Origin of the sequence: Curtobacterium sp. 1544 (assembly GCF_040544915.1) — a bacterium.
Taxonomy (GTDB): domain Bacteria; phylum Actinomycetota; class Actinomycetes; order Actinomycetales; family Microbacteriaceae; genus Curtobacterium; species Curtobacterium pusillum_C.
In genome coordinates this window covers 1-15,143 of the sequence record NZ_JBEPKX010000007.1, presented here as the reverse complement: position 1 = coordinate 15,143, position 15,143 = coordinate 1, and the positions used below count along the sequence as shown (strand labels likewise).

14 protein-coding genes are annotated in these 15,143 nt (G+C 71.4%); 8 read left to right on the top strand and 6 right to left on the bottom strand.

From position 1 onward, the window contains the following. Positions 1–10: 10 nt before the first annotated feature. The gene (locus ABIC61_RS06045; RefSeq protein ID WP_354029183.1) at positions 11–1,567 is read right to left on the bottom strand and encodes an MFS transporter; all 1,557 of its coding nucleotides are present in this window, start codon (positions 1,565–1,567) and stop codon (positions 11–13) included. A 170-nt stretch (positions 1,568–1,737) separates the two neighbouring features. On the opposite strand from ABIC61_RS06045, the gene ABIC61_RS06040 reads away from it, so the two are divergent. Then, the gene (locus ABIC61_RS06040) at positions 1,738–2,718 is read left to right on the top strand and encodes an alpha/beta hydrolase (protein ID WP_354029182.1); all 981 of its coding nucleotides are present in this window, start codon (positions 1,738–1,740) and stop codon (positions 2,716–2,718) included. 68 nt (positions 2,719–2,786) lie between these two features. On the opposite strand, the gene ABIC61_RS06035 is transcribed toward ABIC61_RS06040, so the two are convergent. Then, the gene (locus ABIC61_RS06035; RefSeq protein ID WP_354029181.1) at positions 2,787–4,220 is read right to left on the bottom strand and encodes a cation:dicarboxylate symporter family transporter; all 1,434 of its coding nucleotides are present in this window, start codon (positions 4,218–4,220) and stop codon (positions 2,787–2,789) included. A gap of 164 nt (positions 4,221–4,384) precedes the next feature. Here ABIC61_RS06035 and ABIC61_RS06030 point away from each other — a divergent pair, with 164 nt between their 5' ends. Both ABIC61_RS06030 and ABIC61_RS06025 read left to right on the top strand, forming a co-directional pair. Continuing rightward, positions 4,385–6,004 (top strand): sensor histidine kinase, encoded by a 1,620-nt coding sequence (locus tag ABIC61_RS06030; RefSeq protein WP_354029180.1) that lies wholly within the window; start codon positions 4,385–4,387, stop codon positions 6,002–6,004. Beyond that, complete coding sequence (locus ABIC61_RS06025) at positions 6,001–6,681, top strand: response regulator (RefSeq protein ID WP_354029179.1); 681 nt, start codon at positions 6,001–6,003, stop codon at positions 6,679–6,681. Before ABIC61_RS06030 ends, ABIC61_RS06025 begins: the two co-directional genes overlap by 4 nt. A gap of 18 nt (positions 6,682–6,699) precedes the next feature. Here ABIC61_RS06025 and ABIC61_RS06020 read toward each other — a convergent pair whose 3' ends face one another. Beyond that, positions 6,700–7,734: a hypothetical protein gene (locus ABIC61_RS06020; RefSeq protein ID WP_354029178.1), complete on the bottom strand. Its 1,035-nt coding sequence runs from the start codon at positions 7,732–7,734 to the stop codon at positions 6,700–6,702. Positions 7,735–7,855: 121 nt separating this feature from the next. On the opposite strand from ABIC61_RS06020, the gene ABIC61_RS06015 reads away from it, so the two are divergent. Further along, complete coding sequence (locus tag ABIC61_RS06015; RefSeq protein WP_354029177.1) at positions 7,856–9,760, top strand: ABC transporter ATP-binding protein; 1,905 nt, start codon at positions 7,856–7,858, stop codon at positions 9,758–9,760. A gap of 42 nt (positions 9,761–9,802) precedes the next feature. Here the strand turns inward: ABIC61_RS06015 and ABIC61_RS06010 are convergent, their stop codons facing one another. Both ABIC61_RS06010 and ABIC61_RS06005 read right to left on the bottom strand, forming a co-directional pair. Further along, entirely contained in the window at positions 9,803–11,044 is a 1,242-nt protein-coding gene (locus ABIC61_RS06010; protein ID WP_354029176.1) for an ice-binding family protein, read from the bottom strand. Between the two features lie 143 nt (positions 11,045–11,187). Continuing rightward, positions 11,188–11,961 carry an alpha/beta fold hydrolase gene (locus ABIC61_RS06005; protein WP_354029175.1) on the bottom strand — a complete coding sequence of 258 codons (774 nt, stop codon included), beginning with the start codon at positions 11,959–11,961 and terminating at the stop codon, positions 11,188–11,190. 51 nt (positions 11,962–12,012) lie between these two features. On the opposite strand from ABIC61_RS06005, the gene ABIC61_RS06000 reads away from it, so the two are divergent. Further along, complete coding sequence (locus ABIC61_RS06000; RefSeq protein WP_097180260.1) at positions 12,013–12,429, top strand: MarR family winged helix-turn-helix transcriptional regulator; 417 nt, start codon at positions 12,013–12,015, stop codon at positions 12,427–12,429. A gap of 9 nt (positions 12,430–12,438) precedes the next feature. Next, complete coding sequence (locus tag ABIC61_RS05995; RefSeq protein ID WP_354029174.1) at positions 12,439–13,437, top strand: acetyltransferase; 999 nt, start codon at positions 12,439–12,441, stop codon at positions 13,435–13,437. An 11-nt stretch (positions 13,438–13,448) separates the two neighbouring features. Here the strand turns inward: ABIC61_RS05995 and ABIC61_RS05990 are convergent, their stop codons facing one another. Then, positions 13,449–14,024 carry a DUF2510 domain-containing protein gene (locus tag ABIC61_RS05990; protein WP_354029173.1) on the bottom strand — a complete coding sequence of 192 codons (576 nt, stop codon included), beginning with the start codon at positions 14,022–14,024 and terminating at the stop codon, positions 13,449–13,451. A gap of 136 nt (positions 14,025–14,160) precedes the next feature. Here ABIC61_RS05990 and ABIC61_RS05985 point away from each other — a divergent pair, with 136 nt between their 5' ends. Continuing rightward, positions 14,161–14,586: a PRC-barrel domain-containing protein gene (locus ABIC61_RS05985; protein ID WP_354029172.1), complete on the top strand. Its 426-nt coding sequence runs from the start codon at positions 14,161–14,163 to the stop codon at positions 14,584–14,586. A gap of 44 nt (positions 14,587–14,630) precedes the next feature. Further along, positions 14,631–15,008 carry a hypothetical protein gene (locus ABIC61_RS05980; protein ID WP_354029171.1) on the top strand — a complete coding sequence of 126 codons (378 nt, stop codon included), beginning with the start codon at positions 14,631–14,633 and terminating at the stop codon, positions 15,006–15,008. The last annotated feature ends 135 nt before the right edge of the window (positions 15,009–15,143 follow it).

Sequence of the window (15,143 nt, the reverse complement as noted above, 5' to 3'; positions counted from 1 at the left end):
GCCGCTCGGCTCAGACGGTGGCCTCGGTGCCGCGCACCTTCCCGACGACCACGTCGACGATGCCCGCGAGCAACGCCGCCCCGACGAACCCGAGCGACACCCCGAGCCCGAGCGGGAGGCCCTGCGCGTAGTCGCCCTTCGAGCTCGCCAGCACCGAGTAGAAGACGCTGCCGACCGCGGCGATCCCGATGGCGGAACCCACGCGGGCACCGACCTGGATGAGTCCGCCCGCCGAGCCGCCCTGTGCCACCGGCACCTCGGACAGGGTGAGCGTCTGGTTCGGCGAGATCGTGAGTCCGGACCCGATGCCCGCGACGAGCAACGGCACGACGAGCCACCACCCGAGGTCGGACCGGTAGTGGTTCGCGACGACCCACACCACGGCACCGAGCCCGAGGAGCACCAGGATCGTCCCGATCACGATGAGCTGCCGACCGAAGCGGTGCACGATCCGGCCGCCGATCGTCGACGCGATGCCGGAGCCGACCGCGAACGACACCGACGACAACCCGGCCGACAGCGCCGAGTAGTGCAGCCCGGACTGCAGCGCGAGCGTCAGGACGAAGAACAGCGGGGTGAACCCGGCGAAGTACAGCGTCGCGAGCCCGACCCCGAGCGAGAACGACCGACGGCGGAACAGTGCGAGGTCGATCACCGGCTCCTTGGTCCGCGCGTACCGGCGCTCCCACAGGACGAAGAGCACGCCGAGCACGACGGCGACGACCACGAGCCACCACTTCGTGTTCCCCTCCCACACCTGGGACTGCACGAACGGCAGGAGCAGGGCGACCACCGCGGCGCCGAGCAGCACGATTCCCACCGGGTCGAAGTCGTGCCGCTTCCCACGCTCGGCTCGGCTCGCGGCGGGCAGGTACCGGAAGGCCAGCAGGATCGTGACGAGCCCGACCGGCAGGTTCACGAAGAAGACGAAGCGCCAGCCGTTCTCGGTGCCGAACGCCGTGATGAGCAGGCCGCCGACGAGCGGGCCGATCGCGGTGGCGATGCCGACCGTGGCGCCGAAGAGGCCGAAGGCCGTGCCGCGTTCCTTGCCGCGGAACAGCTGCTGGATGAGCGCGGTGACCTGCGGGGTGAGCAGGCCGCCGGCGAGCCCCTGCACGAGGCGGGCGATCACCAGGACGATGCCGTTCGGGGCGAAGCCGCAGAGGGCGCTCGCCAGGGTGAACAGCCCGACGCCCACGATGAACATCCGCCGGCGCCCCGTGGCGTCCCCGAGCCGTCCACCGGGGACGAGCAGCAGGCCGAACGACAGCGCGTACCCGGACAGGATCCACTGGACCGCCTCGGGGGTCGCACCGGGCAGCCCGGTCGAGATGGACTGCAGCGCGACGTTGACGATCGAGACGTCGAGCAGCACGATGCCACCGCCGAGCAGGCAGATGACGAGCGCCTTCCAGCGGTTGGGATCGGGCTGGTCGCCGGCGTCGGCCGACCCGGCAGGCGCCTCGGGTGCGTCGGGCGCTTCGGTGGTGGCCGCGTGGTGCGCGGCGTGGTGCTCGACGAGCGGAGCCGCATCGGGCTCGACGGGTTTGCGGTGTTCAGCTGCCATGACGATGCCACGCTAGGCCGCGGTGGCTGTCCGGTCCGGAGGCTCCGGGCGCTCGTTCGTACCCCACCGCCGATCGACTAGGCTGCCGACGAAGGAAAAACGCGGCCGATCCGGTCGTGGCGACACGTGGGCCGTCCGGTCCGCCACTTCTGAGCAGTCAGGAGTGCGCGATGCACGACACCCTGTCCCGTCCCCCCTTCGACACCGAACTCAGCGGCTTCCTCGACGCCCTGCAAGCCCGCGGACCGTTCCGGTTCGACCCGGCGATGCTGCCCCGGATGCGCCAGCTCGACGGCACCGAGGCCGAGCTCGACGCCCGGCTCGCCGCACGCGGCCTCGAACGCCACGCACGGACCATCCCGGGGCACCTCGGCGCTCCGATCACGATCGCCGTCATCGAGCGGACCGGTCGGACCGGCACAGCACCGGTCTTCCTCGCGATGCACGGCGGCGGGATGATGTTCGGCCACCACCTCGGCAACCTCGAGTCCTACGATCCCCTGCTCGAGCACGACGCCGTCCTGATCAGCGTCGACTACCGACTCGCCCCCGAGCACCCGGACCCGACCCCGGTGGAGGACTGCTACGCGGCCCTCGTCTGGACCGCCGCGCACGCGGACGAGCTCGGGATCGACCCGGAGCGGATCGTGCTCGTCGGCCAGAGCGCCGGCGGTGGACTCGCTGCCGGCACGGCACTGCTCGCCCGGGACCGACGTGGCCCCGTGGTGCTCGCACAGATCCTGGTGTCGCCGATGCTCGACGACCGGGACGCCACCGTCTCGACGCAGCAGTTCGACGGCGTCGGGGTCGCCGACCGCGACTTCGTCCGTACCGGGTGGAGTGCCTACCTGGGCGAGCGGCGCGGGACGGACGCCGTCTCGCCGTACGCCGCGCCGGCCCGCGCGGTGGACCTGAGCGGACTGCCGAGGACCTACGTCGACTGCGGCAGCGCCGAGGTCTTCCGCGACGAGACCGTCGCGTTCGCCAGCCGACTCTGGGCCTCCGGCTGCGACGCGGAACTGCACGTCTGGCCCGGCGCCTTCCACGGCTTCACGAGCATGCAGCCCGACGCGCGGCTCGCGCGCGTCGCCGTGGCGGCGCTGGCCGACTGGACGTCGCGGCTCCTGCAGGCAGGACCGGTACAGGCGTAGGGACCACCGGACTGGAGGCACGGGGCGGGCCCGACCCGCGCCTCCAGTCCGGTGGTCGGTCCGGCGCGTCAGCGGCGGTTCGCCGCCGACGAGCGCTCGGACTCGCTCTCGCGTTCGACGATGGTGCGGACCGCCTCGGTGGAGATCCGCTCCGTCCCGGGCTCCGTCGCAGCCGAGCCGCCGTGGTCGTCGGCGGACATCGTGCGCTCGTCGAACGGCGAGCCCCCGGACAGCACGCGCTCCACCTGGTCCTTGTCGATCTGCCGCGTCCACGTGCCGACCAGGACGGTCGCGACCGCGTTGCCCGTGAAGTTCGTCAGCGCGCGGGCCTCGGACATGAACCGGTCGATCCCGACGATGAGGCCCACGCCGTTCACCAAGTCCGGGCGGTGCGCCTGCAGCCCGCCGGCGAGGGTCGCCAGGCCGGCGCCGGTGACCCCGGCAGCGCCCTTCGAGGCGATGATCATGAACACCAGGAGCGAGATCTGCTCCGGGATGTTCAACGGGGTGCCCAACGCGTTCGCGATGAACAGTGACGACATCGTCAGGTAGATCGCGGTGCCGTCGAGGTTGAAGGAGTACCCGGTCGGGACCGTCACACCGACCACGGGCTTCGAGACACCGAGGTGCTCCATCTTGGCGATGAGCCGCGGCAGGCTGACCTCGCTCGACGACGTCGACACGATGAGCAGGTACTCCCGGCCGAGGTACTTCATGAGCCGGAATATGTTGACGCCCGTGACGACGCGGAGCAGGACACCGAGCACCCCGACCACGAAGACGATGCAGGTGATGTAGAACGCGACCATCAGGGTTCCGAGGGCGACGAGCGCCGAGACCCCGGTGGCGCCGACCACGGCCGCGATGGCTCCGAACGCTCCGATGGGAGCGGCCCACATCACCATCGCCAGGATGCGGAACACGAGGACCTGGATGTGTCGGATGCCGGTGAGGATCGGGGCACCCTTCGGCCCCATCGCCTGCAGCGCGAACCCGACGAGCAGGGCGACGAAGAGGGTCTGCAGGATGCTGCCGCTCGTGAGGGACGACACGAGCGTCGCCGGGATGATGCTCAGCAGGAAGCCCGACGTCGACGACGTGTCCTCGCCGGTCGCCGCCGGCGCTTCGTAGGTGGCCTTCGACATGTCCAGGTGGTCGCCCGGGTGGATGAGGTTGCCGACGACGAGCCCGATGGCCAGCGCGAACGTGGACATCGCGATGAAGTACCCGAGCGCCAGCCCGCCGACCTTCCCGACCGTCGCGGCCTTCGCGATCGATCCGACGCCCAGCACGATCGTGCAGAAGATCACCGGCGCGATCATCATCTTGATCAGGGCGATGAAGCCGTCGCCGATCGGCTTGAGACCCTGCGCGAAGGTCGGCGCCGCGAGTCCGACGGCGACGCCGGCGGCGACGGCGACGATGACCGCGATGTACAACCAGTGCGAACGATCGAGACGGCGCCGCCGGGAGCGGGCCGTGGAGGACTGCGTCGATGCCATGAGACTTCCTTGTCGTCAGGACCGGAGCGTCGTCGCGCCGGTCGGCTTCTCCTCGGAGGACCGTGCCCACACTGGTGCCGGGCGGCGCGTAGCGGAGGGTTGTGTTCATTGCGTTCACGGTGCCGGAGAATGGTGTTCCCGCAGCGAGGCGAGGAGGCCGGGTGGTGACTGGGAGACGTTGGAGCATCGCTCGGAGGCTCTTCGTGCTCCAACTGCTGTTCGTCGTCGTCGGGGTCGCTGTGGGCGGCGCCTGGAGCTGGGCCTCGGCACGAGCCGACCTCGAAGCGGACGCCGGAGCGGAGTCCACCGCCGTCGCCGTCGCGATCGCACGCAACCCGTTCGTGCTCGAGCAGACCCGCACCGCGGACCCCTCGGCGGAGCTGGAACCGTACGCACTCGACGTGATGCGCCACACGCACATGGACTTCATCACGATCATGGCGCCCGACCGGACCCGCTGGACGCACCCGGACCGCTCGGAGATCGGTCTGCCGTTCCGCGGGACGATCGCCCCGGCGCTCCGGGGGACGACCTTCACGGAGACGTTCGCCGGGACGCTCGGGCCCTCGGTGCGTGCCGTCACTCCGATCACCGATCGCGACGGCAAGATCGTCGGACTCGTCGCCGCCGGGGTCACGGTCGCGAACATCTCGTCCGCACTGGTCCCGAAGCTCGTGTCCGTCGTCGTGCTCGCCCTGGCCGTCGTCGCCGTGTCGGCACTGTTCTCGTTGCTGCTCAGCCGGTACCTCGGCAGGGTCACCGGCGGTCGTGGACCGGAGGAGCTCGCGCGCGTCTTCGCGTCCTACGAGGGCGTGCTGCACTCCGTCCACGAGGGACTCGTCGTCATCGACCGCGCGGGGTCCGTGGCGCTGCGCAACGACCGCGCCGCGGAACTCCTGCACCTCCCCGCCGGGGCGGAGCACGACGCCCCGGTCCCCCTCGCCTCGATCGACCTCCCCGACGGACTCCGGACGTTGCTCGTCTCCGGCGACCGCGCAGTGGACGAGACCCACGAGACGCGGGACCGTGTCCTCGTCGTGAACCAGGAGATGGCGTTCTCGCGGGCGACCGGCAAGCCGCTCGGCACCGTGGTGACCATGCGCGACCAGACGGAGCTCCTGCACCTGTCCGGCGAGCTCGCGGCGACCCGGACCCTCACCGACGCGCTGCGGTCGCAGACGCACGAGTTCGCGAACCGCCTGCACACCGTGGTCGCGCTCATGGAGCTCGGTCGCGTCGACGACGCGATCCTCTTCGCGTCGGACGAGATCGACCGGCACACCCGCGCACGCGCGGACGGAGGGGCGCCGGGACCCGGCGCCACTGCCGAGGTCGTCGACGTCGTGCTCGCCGGGAAGCAGGCGCAGGCGCGCGAGCACGGGGTCACCCTGACGGTCGACACCGCACGACTCAGTGGCTCCCTCCCGGCGACACCGGGGGACGTGGTGACCGTCCTCGGCAACCTCGTCGACAACGCGGTCGACGCCGTCACCGAGGCCCGGTCCCGGGACCGTGACCGTGACCGCCGGGTCACCGTCACGGTGGAGACCGTCGGCGGCGGCGCCCGCTTCGTCGTCCGGGACGACGGCGCCGGCATCCCCGACGTCGACGCCGCGTACGGGCGGGGCTGGTCGTCGAAGTCGTCCGGCCCGGAGGGTCGAGGGATCGGCCTGGACCTCGTGCGGTCGACCGTGGCACGGATCGGCGGCGGGATCACCGTCACCACGGGCCCGGACGGCACGACGTTCGTGGTCGACCTCCCGCCCGCGGAGGTGCCCGCGTGACCGACGTGATCCGTGTCCTCATCGTCGAGGACGAGCCCCTCACGGCGGAGGCACACGCCGCCTACGTGGCTCGCCTCGACGGGTTCGCCGTCGTCGGCTCGGCCTCCACCGGACGGGCGATGCTGGAGGCCGTCGCGTCCGATCCGCCGGACCTCGTCCTGCTCGACCTCAACCTGCCCGACGCGCACGGACTCCAGCTCGTCCGGGCCCTGCGCACGGCGGGATCGGCGGTCGACGTCATCGCAGTGACCGCCGCGCACGACGCGCGCGCCGTCCGGAACGCGATCGCCCTCGGTGTCGTGCAGTACCTCGTCAAGCCCTTCAGCTTCCGCACCTTCGCCGAGCGCCTCGACACGTACCGCGAGTTCCGTCGCGGGTTCGAGGACCGTCGGACACTGACGCAGGCGGACATCGACCAGAACCTCGGTGCGCTCCGTCCGACGACGGCACCCGACACCGAGAAGGGGATCGCGCCCGAGACCCTGCAGTCGATCCGGGAGGTCCTCCGGCACGCGACGGAGGGCGTGTCCGCGACCGAGGCCGGCGCCGCGACGGGCATCTCCCGCGTGACCGCACGCCGGTACCTCGAGCACCTCGTCACGGTCGGCCAGGCCGACAAGGACGTCCGGCACAGCGGTCCTGGCCGACCCGAGTACGAGTACCGATGGCTGCGGTGAGCCACAGCGCGGGTCACGTCAGCCGCAGACCACTCCGGTGATCGGGCACCGGTTGCCGTCGAGTTCGTCCGTGTACTCGTCGCCGTCGCCGAGCAGCACGTGCCGGTAGGCCGCGTCCCCGATCGGTTCCGCAGAGCGGACGGCTTCCCGCAGGACCGCGACGTCCACCTCGGTCCGGGCGCTGACCGCGACCAGGGTGTCCCCGACGACCGCGGACACCTCGTGCCCGTGGGGGCTCACCCGGTGGGTGAAGTGGTCGCCGACGGTGCACGAGGTCTCGGGTTCCGATGCACCGTCCGTCCCGACCCCCTCGACCGGTCGACCGCAGACAGTGGTGTCCGCGGCCACCGTGACGACGGTCAGGTCGTCGCCGCTGGTCTGCCCCGGCGCGTGCCCCTTCGACGCCGGCGAGGAGAACACCTGCAGGAACCCGGGCAGGCGCTTCTCGATGTTGGCCTCGAAGATCGAACCGTAGCCGGACGGAGCGATCGTCACCGGCCGGAAGTCGGCACCGATCGCGACCTGGGCGCGGGCGATCGCCTCGTCGTCGCGCTGCACGGCCCGGTCGTGCGCGCCGAGGCCGACCACTGCGGCGACGAGGACGACCGCGACGACCCCGGCTCCGGAGACGGCGAGGCCGACCAATCGGGCTCGCCCGGCGTGCAACAGCAGGGCGGGTGCCGCGGTCAGCAGCACCCCGACGACGTACGGGAGCGGCCCGGCCGACAGGTCGAAGGCACCGTCGGTCCCCCGTCCGCCCACGATGCCGGGGGCGAAGTCGGCGACCAGGACGGCCGGCACGAGGACCAGCGCGGTCAGTCCGATCCACGCCGCCGCCCGCCGACGGGTCCCGACGACGGCGACCAGGGCGAGCGCGACACCGCTGACGGCGAGCACGACCAGGGGTGCCACGAGGCCGGGCAGTCCGGTGAAGAACACCAGGAACGCGGAGACGTGGGCGAAGTGCGCCGTCCCGACACCGATGACCGCGGCCATCAACGCGTGCAACCACGGTCGAGCAGTCTCGGCGGCGGAGGGGCCCGTGTCCGTCATGGCACGAGCATGTCAGAGTCGTTGCCCGTCGTGGTGGACGCCTCCAGGCGGGTTAGGCTCCCCAGGTCCACCCGACGCGCCCACAGCCCAGCCGGGTCCGATCCCACGAGAGGCACCTGCGATGAGCATGGAAGGCGCGGCCTGGAGCTCGCTGTACAAGATCTCCTCCGCCCGGGACGGCGGGCACGGGTTCTCCCGTGAGTCCCTCCGACGGATCATGACGTTCGCGGTCCCCTACCGGGCCAAGCTGGTGGTGTTCATCGCGCTGTCCGTCGTCGGGGCGTTCCTCGCCGTCGCGACACCGGTGCTCGCCGGCCAGGTGGTCGACGTCATCGCCGCCCGGGGCGCGGTCTCCACGATCGTCTGGTTGGCGGTCGTGATCGCGATCGTGGCGGTGGCCGACGCCGCCTCGTCGCTGCTGACGCGCTGGTACTCCGCGCGCATCGGCGAGGGCGTGATCCTGGACCTCCGCACCGCGGTGTTCAACCACGTGCAGAAGATGCCGATCGCCTTCTTCACCCGGACGCGCACGGGCGCCCTCGTGAGCCGCCTGAACAACGACGTGATCGGCGCGCAGCAGGCCTTCAGCGGCACGCTGTCCGGCGTCGTCACGAACCTGGTGGCGCTCGTCCTCACCCTCGCCGTGATGCTCAGCACGTCCTGGCTCGTGACCGTCGTCGCGGTGGTCATGCTCCCGGTCTTCCTGATCCCGGCCCGCCGGATGGGCAGCCGCCTGGCCGCGCTCCGTCGCGAGGCCGCCGACCACAACTCCGCGATGAGCACGCAGATGACCGAGCGGTTCTCCGCGCCAGGCGCCACCCTGGTCAAGCTGTTCGGCCGGCCCGACGAGGAGGCCGAGGAGTTCCGCGTCCGCGCCGCCCGGGTCCGGGACATCGGGGTCCGCACCGCGATGCTGCAGTTCGTCTTCGTCACCGCGTTGATGCTCGTCTCCGCCCTGGCCCTCGCGCTCGTGTACGGCCTCGGCGGCTCGCTCGCGCTGGGCGGCTCGCTGAACACCGGCGACGTCGTCACCCTGGCGCTCCTCCTCACCCGCCTGTACGCGCCGCTCACGAGCCTCGCCAACGCTCGGGTCGAGATCATGAGCGCGGTGGTGAGCTTCGAGCGCGTCTTCGAGGTGCTCGACCTCGAGCCGCTCATCCAGGAGAAGCCCGACGCGTCCGCCGTCCCCGAGGGGCCGGTGTCCGTCGAGTTCGACGACGTCCGCTTCGCGTACCCGGCCGCCGACAAGGTGTCACTCGCCTCCCTCGAGGAGGTCGCCACGCTGGACACCCGCGGTGGCGAGGAGGTGCTGCACGGCGTCTCCTTCCGGATCGAACCCGGGCAGACCGTCGCCCTCGTCGGGACGTCCGGCGCCGGCAAGTCCACGATCGCGCAGCTCCTCTCGCGCCTGTACGACGTCGACAGCGGCGCCGTCCGACTGGCCGGCGCCGACGTCCGCGACGTGACCTTCGCCTCCATGCGGCACACCCTCGGCATGGTGACCCAGGACGGCCACCTGTTCCACGAGACCATCGGCTCCAACCTCCGGCTCGCGCGGCCCGAGGCGACCGACGACGAGGTGTGGGACGCCGTCCGCCGTGCGCGGCTCGAGCCCCTCATCCGGTCCCTGCCGGACCAGCTGGACACCATGGTCGGTGAGCGCGGCTACCGGCTGTCCGGCGGCGAGCGCCAGCGCATGACCATCGCCCGGCTCCTGCTCGCCCAGCCGCGCGTCGTCATCCTCGACGAGGCGACCGCAGCACTCGACTCGACGTCGGAGGCCGCCGTCCAGGCCGCCCTGAGCGAGGCGCTGGAGGGCCGCACTGCGATGGTGATCGCCCACCGCCTCTCCACCATCCGGAGCGCGGACCTCATCCTCGTCGTCGAGGACGGGTCGATCGTGCAGCGCGGCACGCACGACGAGCTGCTCGCAGCGGGCGGACGCTACGAGGAACTGCACCGGACCCAGTTCGCGGTCCAGAAGAACGTCGCCGCCGACGAGAGCGCGCTGAACGCACCCCGGTGACGGCGCCGACGTCGCACCACGCCTCGTGTGGCGCCGGACTCGTCAGAGACGAGCGGCGAGGCGGCGCCGGCGCGCGATGACGGTCAGGCCGACCCCGGCCAGGAGCAGCCCTCCCGCGACGCCGAGGGGCACGGTCGGGTCGCTGCCGGTGAACGCGAGCTCACCGGTCGGGGTGGTTCCGCCACCGCCGATTGCGGCCGTCGGTGTCGCATCGGTGACCGGCGTCGTCACGGGGGCGGACGGTGTCGGGGTGGACGACGCCGTGGCGGTCGGCTGGACGGTGATGACCACGGTCTGGGTGTCGTTCGGCGCAGTGCCGTTGGACGCGGTGATCGTGACCGTGGAGGAACCCGGCGTCGTGGTGGTGCCGGAGATGACGCCGGTGGTCCCGTTGATCGTCAGGCCGGCGGGCAGGCCGGTCGCGGTGTAGGTCGGGGTCGGTGTCCCCGTCGCGGTCACCGTGTACGAGTACGGCGTCCCGGCCGTCGCCGTGCTGGGCGCGCCCGAGGTGATGACCGGCGCGGTCGTCTCGGAGGGGGTGCCAGGAGCCGGGCAGCCGGTGGACGCCGTGATGGTGTTCGTGTCGAGCGTCACGGCACCGGTACGGGCGAGCAGGCGACCCTGCACGGTCGCGCCGGTCGTGGCCGTCACGGACTGCTGTGCCAGGACGGTGCCCTGGAACTGGGCGCCGGTGCCGACCGAGGCCGAGCTGCCGACCTGCCAGAAGACGTTGCACGAGCTCGCACCGCCGGTGATCGTGATCCGGCTGGCGGAGCCGATGGTGAGCGTCGATGCCGCCTGGAACACCCACACGGAGTCCGCGCTGCCGGCCAGGGTCAGTGCACCGTTGTCCGCCAGCGCCAACGCGCCGCCGGAGTACACCCCGGGCGTGAGCGAGAGCCCGTTGAGTTCGTTGAGCCCGGTCTGCGTCGGGGACAACGAAGCAGCGACGTCGTACGCCGTCGTCGTGTCGCGCTGGGCTTGTGCCGCGGCGGCGTCTGTCTGGTGCGTGGTGCCGTTGACCGAGCCGTTCGGCGCGCCACCGAAGCCCGTGATCGACGTTCCCGGCGACAGCCCGAGGTCGCCGTTGACGACGGACGGGCCGGTGTTGGTGACCGCGCTCGCACCGAGGACGCCGTAGGTCGCGGCCGTGCCGAGGTTCACCGGGCCGTCGATGACGGTCGCGGCTGAGGCTGCGGAGGTCGTCATCACCGACAGCGAGGCAGCGAGACCGATGCCCGTCAGGGCGATGATCGTGGGACGGAGGAAACGGCCGGTGGCCATGCTGGCCCCTGTCTGATCGGGAGAGGCACTGGTTGCACGTCGACGACGCGGGAACGTTCTCCGTCACCGAAGCCTGCGCGGTGACGGCTGGGAGCAGTCACAGCATGCCTGCGCCTTCCGGACGACGCTGGACCCGCCCAGTGTCACGACGCACCCTCGTCGCGCCCGGCGGTCCGGTTGGTCAGGTGCGCCTCGATGAACGCATCGAACGGCGGCCACGTCGCCGCCGGGTTCTCCAGGTGCGGGAGGTGTCCTGCTTCGGGGACGACGGCGAACTCGGCGGTCGGGATCGCCGCGGCGACAGCTCGGCCGTAGTCCGGTGTGACGACACGATCGCTCGCTCCGAAGAGGACCAGCACCGGGACCTCGAGGTCGCCGAGGCGGGCGAGGAGGTCGGGGTCGCTCATCGAACGCCCGGCGATCGCTGCCATCGTCTTCCCGTTGGCCTGCTGCACGGCTCGCTGCTCGTCGGTGAACGACGACGGATCGATGAAGCCGCGGTCGGGGTCGTGCCAGGCGACCTCCGCGAGCTGCCGAGGATCCAGGGAGAAGAAGTCGGCGATCGGCTCCCCGTCGACGACGGCCCCGACCCCGTCGATGTCGATGACGGCTCCGACGATCCCGGCGTAGCGTTCGTCGGACCGGGCTCGGATCGCCATCTCGAGCGCGATCCACCCGCCGATCGACGATCCGACGAGGAGGACGTCCCGACGCCCCTCGGCGTGCAGGCGATCCAGGTAGACCCCTGCGAGAGCACGGATCGAGTCGATGTCCTCGGGCCGATCGGTGCCGTCCCAGCCCGGATGGGTCGGTGCCAGCACGTCGAACGCCGGCGTGAGGTGCGCGACGATCGGGGCGACGGTCCGCGGGCCGCCACCGCCGTGCAGCACGAGCGCGAAGGGAACTCTGGGGTTCATGACCACTCCTGTCTCAACATGTTTATTTAAGCCTGTTGATACAGTAGCACCATGACGACGGACCTGGAGGCGCTCGGACAAGCGATCAAGCGGGCGCAGTACCGCAACCACCGGGCGATGGACGCAGCGCTCCGCCCCATCGGGATCTCACTGGTGCAGTGGGACGCGCTGCGAGCGATCGCCCGCATGCCCCATGCGTCGGGCCACGACCTCGCCGTCGCGACGTTCCAGAGCGACCAGGCCTTCGGCACCCTCGCGGCGCGGCTCAGTGACGCCGGACACATCACCCGGACGGCAGGTCGCGGCCGGCGCCTCGAGCACTCGCTGACTCCGAGCGGCGAGGCCGCGCTGCAGGCCGGACACGAGATCGCCGTGGACGTGCTGGAGGACCTCTTCGCACCGCTCGACGAAGCAGACCGGCGGAACCTCGCCACGGTGCTCACTGCACTCCTCGCGGACGTCCACTAGGGTCCTGCCGTGCTCGAGTTCCCCCTGCTGACCGAACGCTTCGCACTCACGCCGCTCGGCTCCGCCGACCGGGTCGCGTTCACCGCGTACCGGCGTGACCCGGACATTGCCCGGTTCCAGTCATGGAGCCCCGACTGGTCCGACGCAGACACCGATGCCCTCATCGCGGACCAACCGACAGAGCTGCGCTCGCAGTCCGGCGCGTGGCTCCAGCTGGCCGTCCACGATCGGACCACCACGAGGCTCGTCGGGGACGTGGCCGTCCACGCCCTCGCCGACCAGCCCGACACGTACGAGGTCGGCGTGACCCTCGCGCCGTCCTCGCAGGGCGTCGGGGCCGGCCTGGAGGCACTCGGTCACCTCGTCGACGTCCTCTTCCGCGCACAGGGTGCTCACCGCATCACCGCATCGACGGACGTCCGCAACGCTGCCGCGGCACGCCTGTTCCGGCGGCTCGGCTTCCGGCACGAGGGCCGGGCCGTCGACGCCGACTGGTTCAAGGACGAGTGGACGAGTCTCGACACCTGGGCCGTGCTGCGCGACGACGGCCGACCGGTTGCGCCCGCTTTCCGCCTCAGAGGTGCTGTGGAAGCGGACCACGACGCCCTCGTCGCGGTGTGGCGGCGAGCCGTCGACGCAACGCACCAATTCCTCGCCGAACGCGACCGCGACGCGATCGAAGAACTCCTGCCCACGCAGTACCTCCCTGCGGTGACACTGATCATCGCCGAGGCGGACAGTCAGCCCATCGGGTTCGCAGGCGTGCACGACGGCGCGCTCGAGATGCTCTTCGTCGACCCGACCCACCATGGTTCCGGTGTCGGTTCGGCGCTCCTGACCGCTGCGGTCCAAGACCACGCGGTCACCCGTGTCGACGTCAACGAACAGAACGCCGCAGCGGCCGACTTCTACGCCCGCCGAGGGTTCGAGGTCGTCGGACGGAGCAGCGTCGACGACACCGGACGGCCGTACCCGATTCTCCATCTGGAACTGCACCCGCCCCGGTGAGGTCGGAACTCCTAGGAGAAGACCTGCTGGAACGTGGTGACGGCCCGCGCGATCCCCAGCACGACTCCGAGGACCGCGACCGCGATGCCCACCCAGAGCGGCCACATCGGCCGACCGGGCGCCACCTTCCGGACGACCACGTACCGGCCGATGAGGTAGAGGACCGGCGACAGGAGGAACGCCCAGCCCCACGAGAACGGACGCACCACCCCGCGACGCCGCAGTTCGCGGTGGTCGAAGAACGCGAGGCCGACCTCGCCGGCGAAGAGCAGGACGCTGAAGAGCTGCAGCAGGAAGTACGCGGGCGTGTAGATCGAACTCGGGTCCACCGTCCGGACCCCGCCGGGCTCGAGCGTGGTGTAGCGGAACTCCGGGGTGTACAGGAGTGAGATCGGCAGCGCGATGAGCGGGAGCAGCGCGAGGATCCAGACGAAGACCGTGTCGGTGGGCACGTGGTCGGGGATCCGCGGGCGGCCCGTCTGCGCGGTCGGCCCGTCGACGTGCTGCGTCCACTGTCCACCGTCCCACCACCGGGTGCCGTGCTGTCCGGACGGGTCCGGGTACCAGCCAGGGGGTGTCGTCGACATCGAAGCTCCTCGTGATCCGCGGGAGCGGCAGGCCCCGGCTCCGACCGTAGAGCAGGTGGGAGCAGACGGCTGCCATGCGGACATGGCGGATCGTTCAGTTCGGTCCGCCCAGCTCCCGCGGCGTTGACTCACGTGCATGATCTCCAAGAGCCTCATCCACCGGGTCGAGGGCGCGACGCTCCGTGACCGCGACGGTGCAACGGTCGGCAAGGTGACACAGGTGTTCCCCTCCGACGAGGACGGAAGCGCCGCGTACGTCAGCGTCGCGTCCGGGATGCTCGGGAGGCGCCAGTCGCTCGTCCCGGTCGAGGACGCCACCTTCGACGGCGCGGATCTGCGCGTCGGGTACACGAAGGACGCCATCGACGGCGCGCCGCACCTCGGGGCCGCACCCACGCTGTCCCTCGCCGAGGCGAACGCCGTTCGCAGTCACTTCGGGCTGTCCGCCGTCGGCGCAGCGACCGGGGACATGGGCGACCCGGACGAGAACCTCGACCAGGCCGGGACGGGCCTCGCAGGCGCGGACGACACAGAGGGCGCAGGGACCACGCCTCCGACGTGAGCGGAGACGAGCAGCGGCGTCGGTCCGTCGGCAGACTGGGTCCCATGCATCCCGCGCCGAAAGCCGACGTCACCGCAGCACTCATCGACCTCACCGGGCGGGGCGAGCACCCCATCGTCGTCACCGCCGACGGAGACCGCGTCACCGGGACCTGGTCGACGAACCTGTCCGGGCAGCCCACCGGGGGCGGGGGCATGACCCTCCTCGGCAACGCCACCTGGAACTGGCACGTCACCCTCCTCGAAGGTGGGGTCTACAAGGCGTCGATGAGTTCGAGGAACTGGCCGAACGACGGCGGGTTCTTCACGTTCAAGTCGTCGTGGGTCGCCGACCCGATGAAGCAGGTCCTCGCCGACCACGGCTGGCAGCGTCGGAAGAACCCGTTCGCCCGCGCCTGGGGTGCGCTGACCGGCTGGCGGTGACGGCCGCGCTGCTCGACTCCTCAGACTGGAGGCGGGGGGGGCGCGGGGCCCCCCCCCCCCCACCCGCGGGGGGGGGGGGGGGGGGGGGCGGGCGGGGGGGGGGGGGGGGTGGTGGGGGCAGACGCCGCCGGGCCG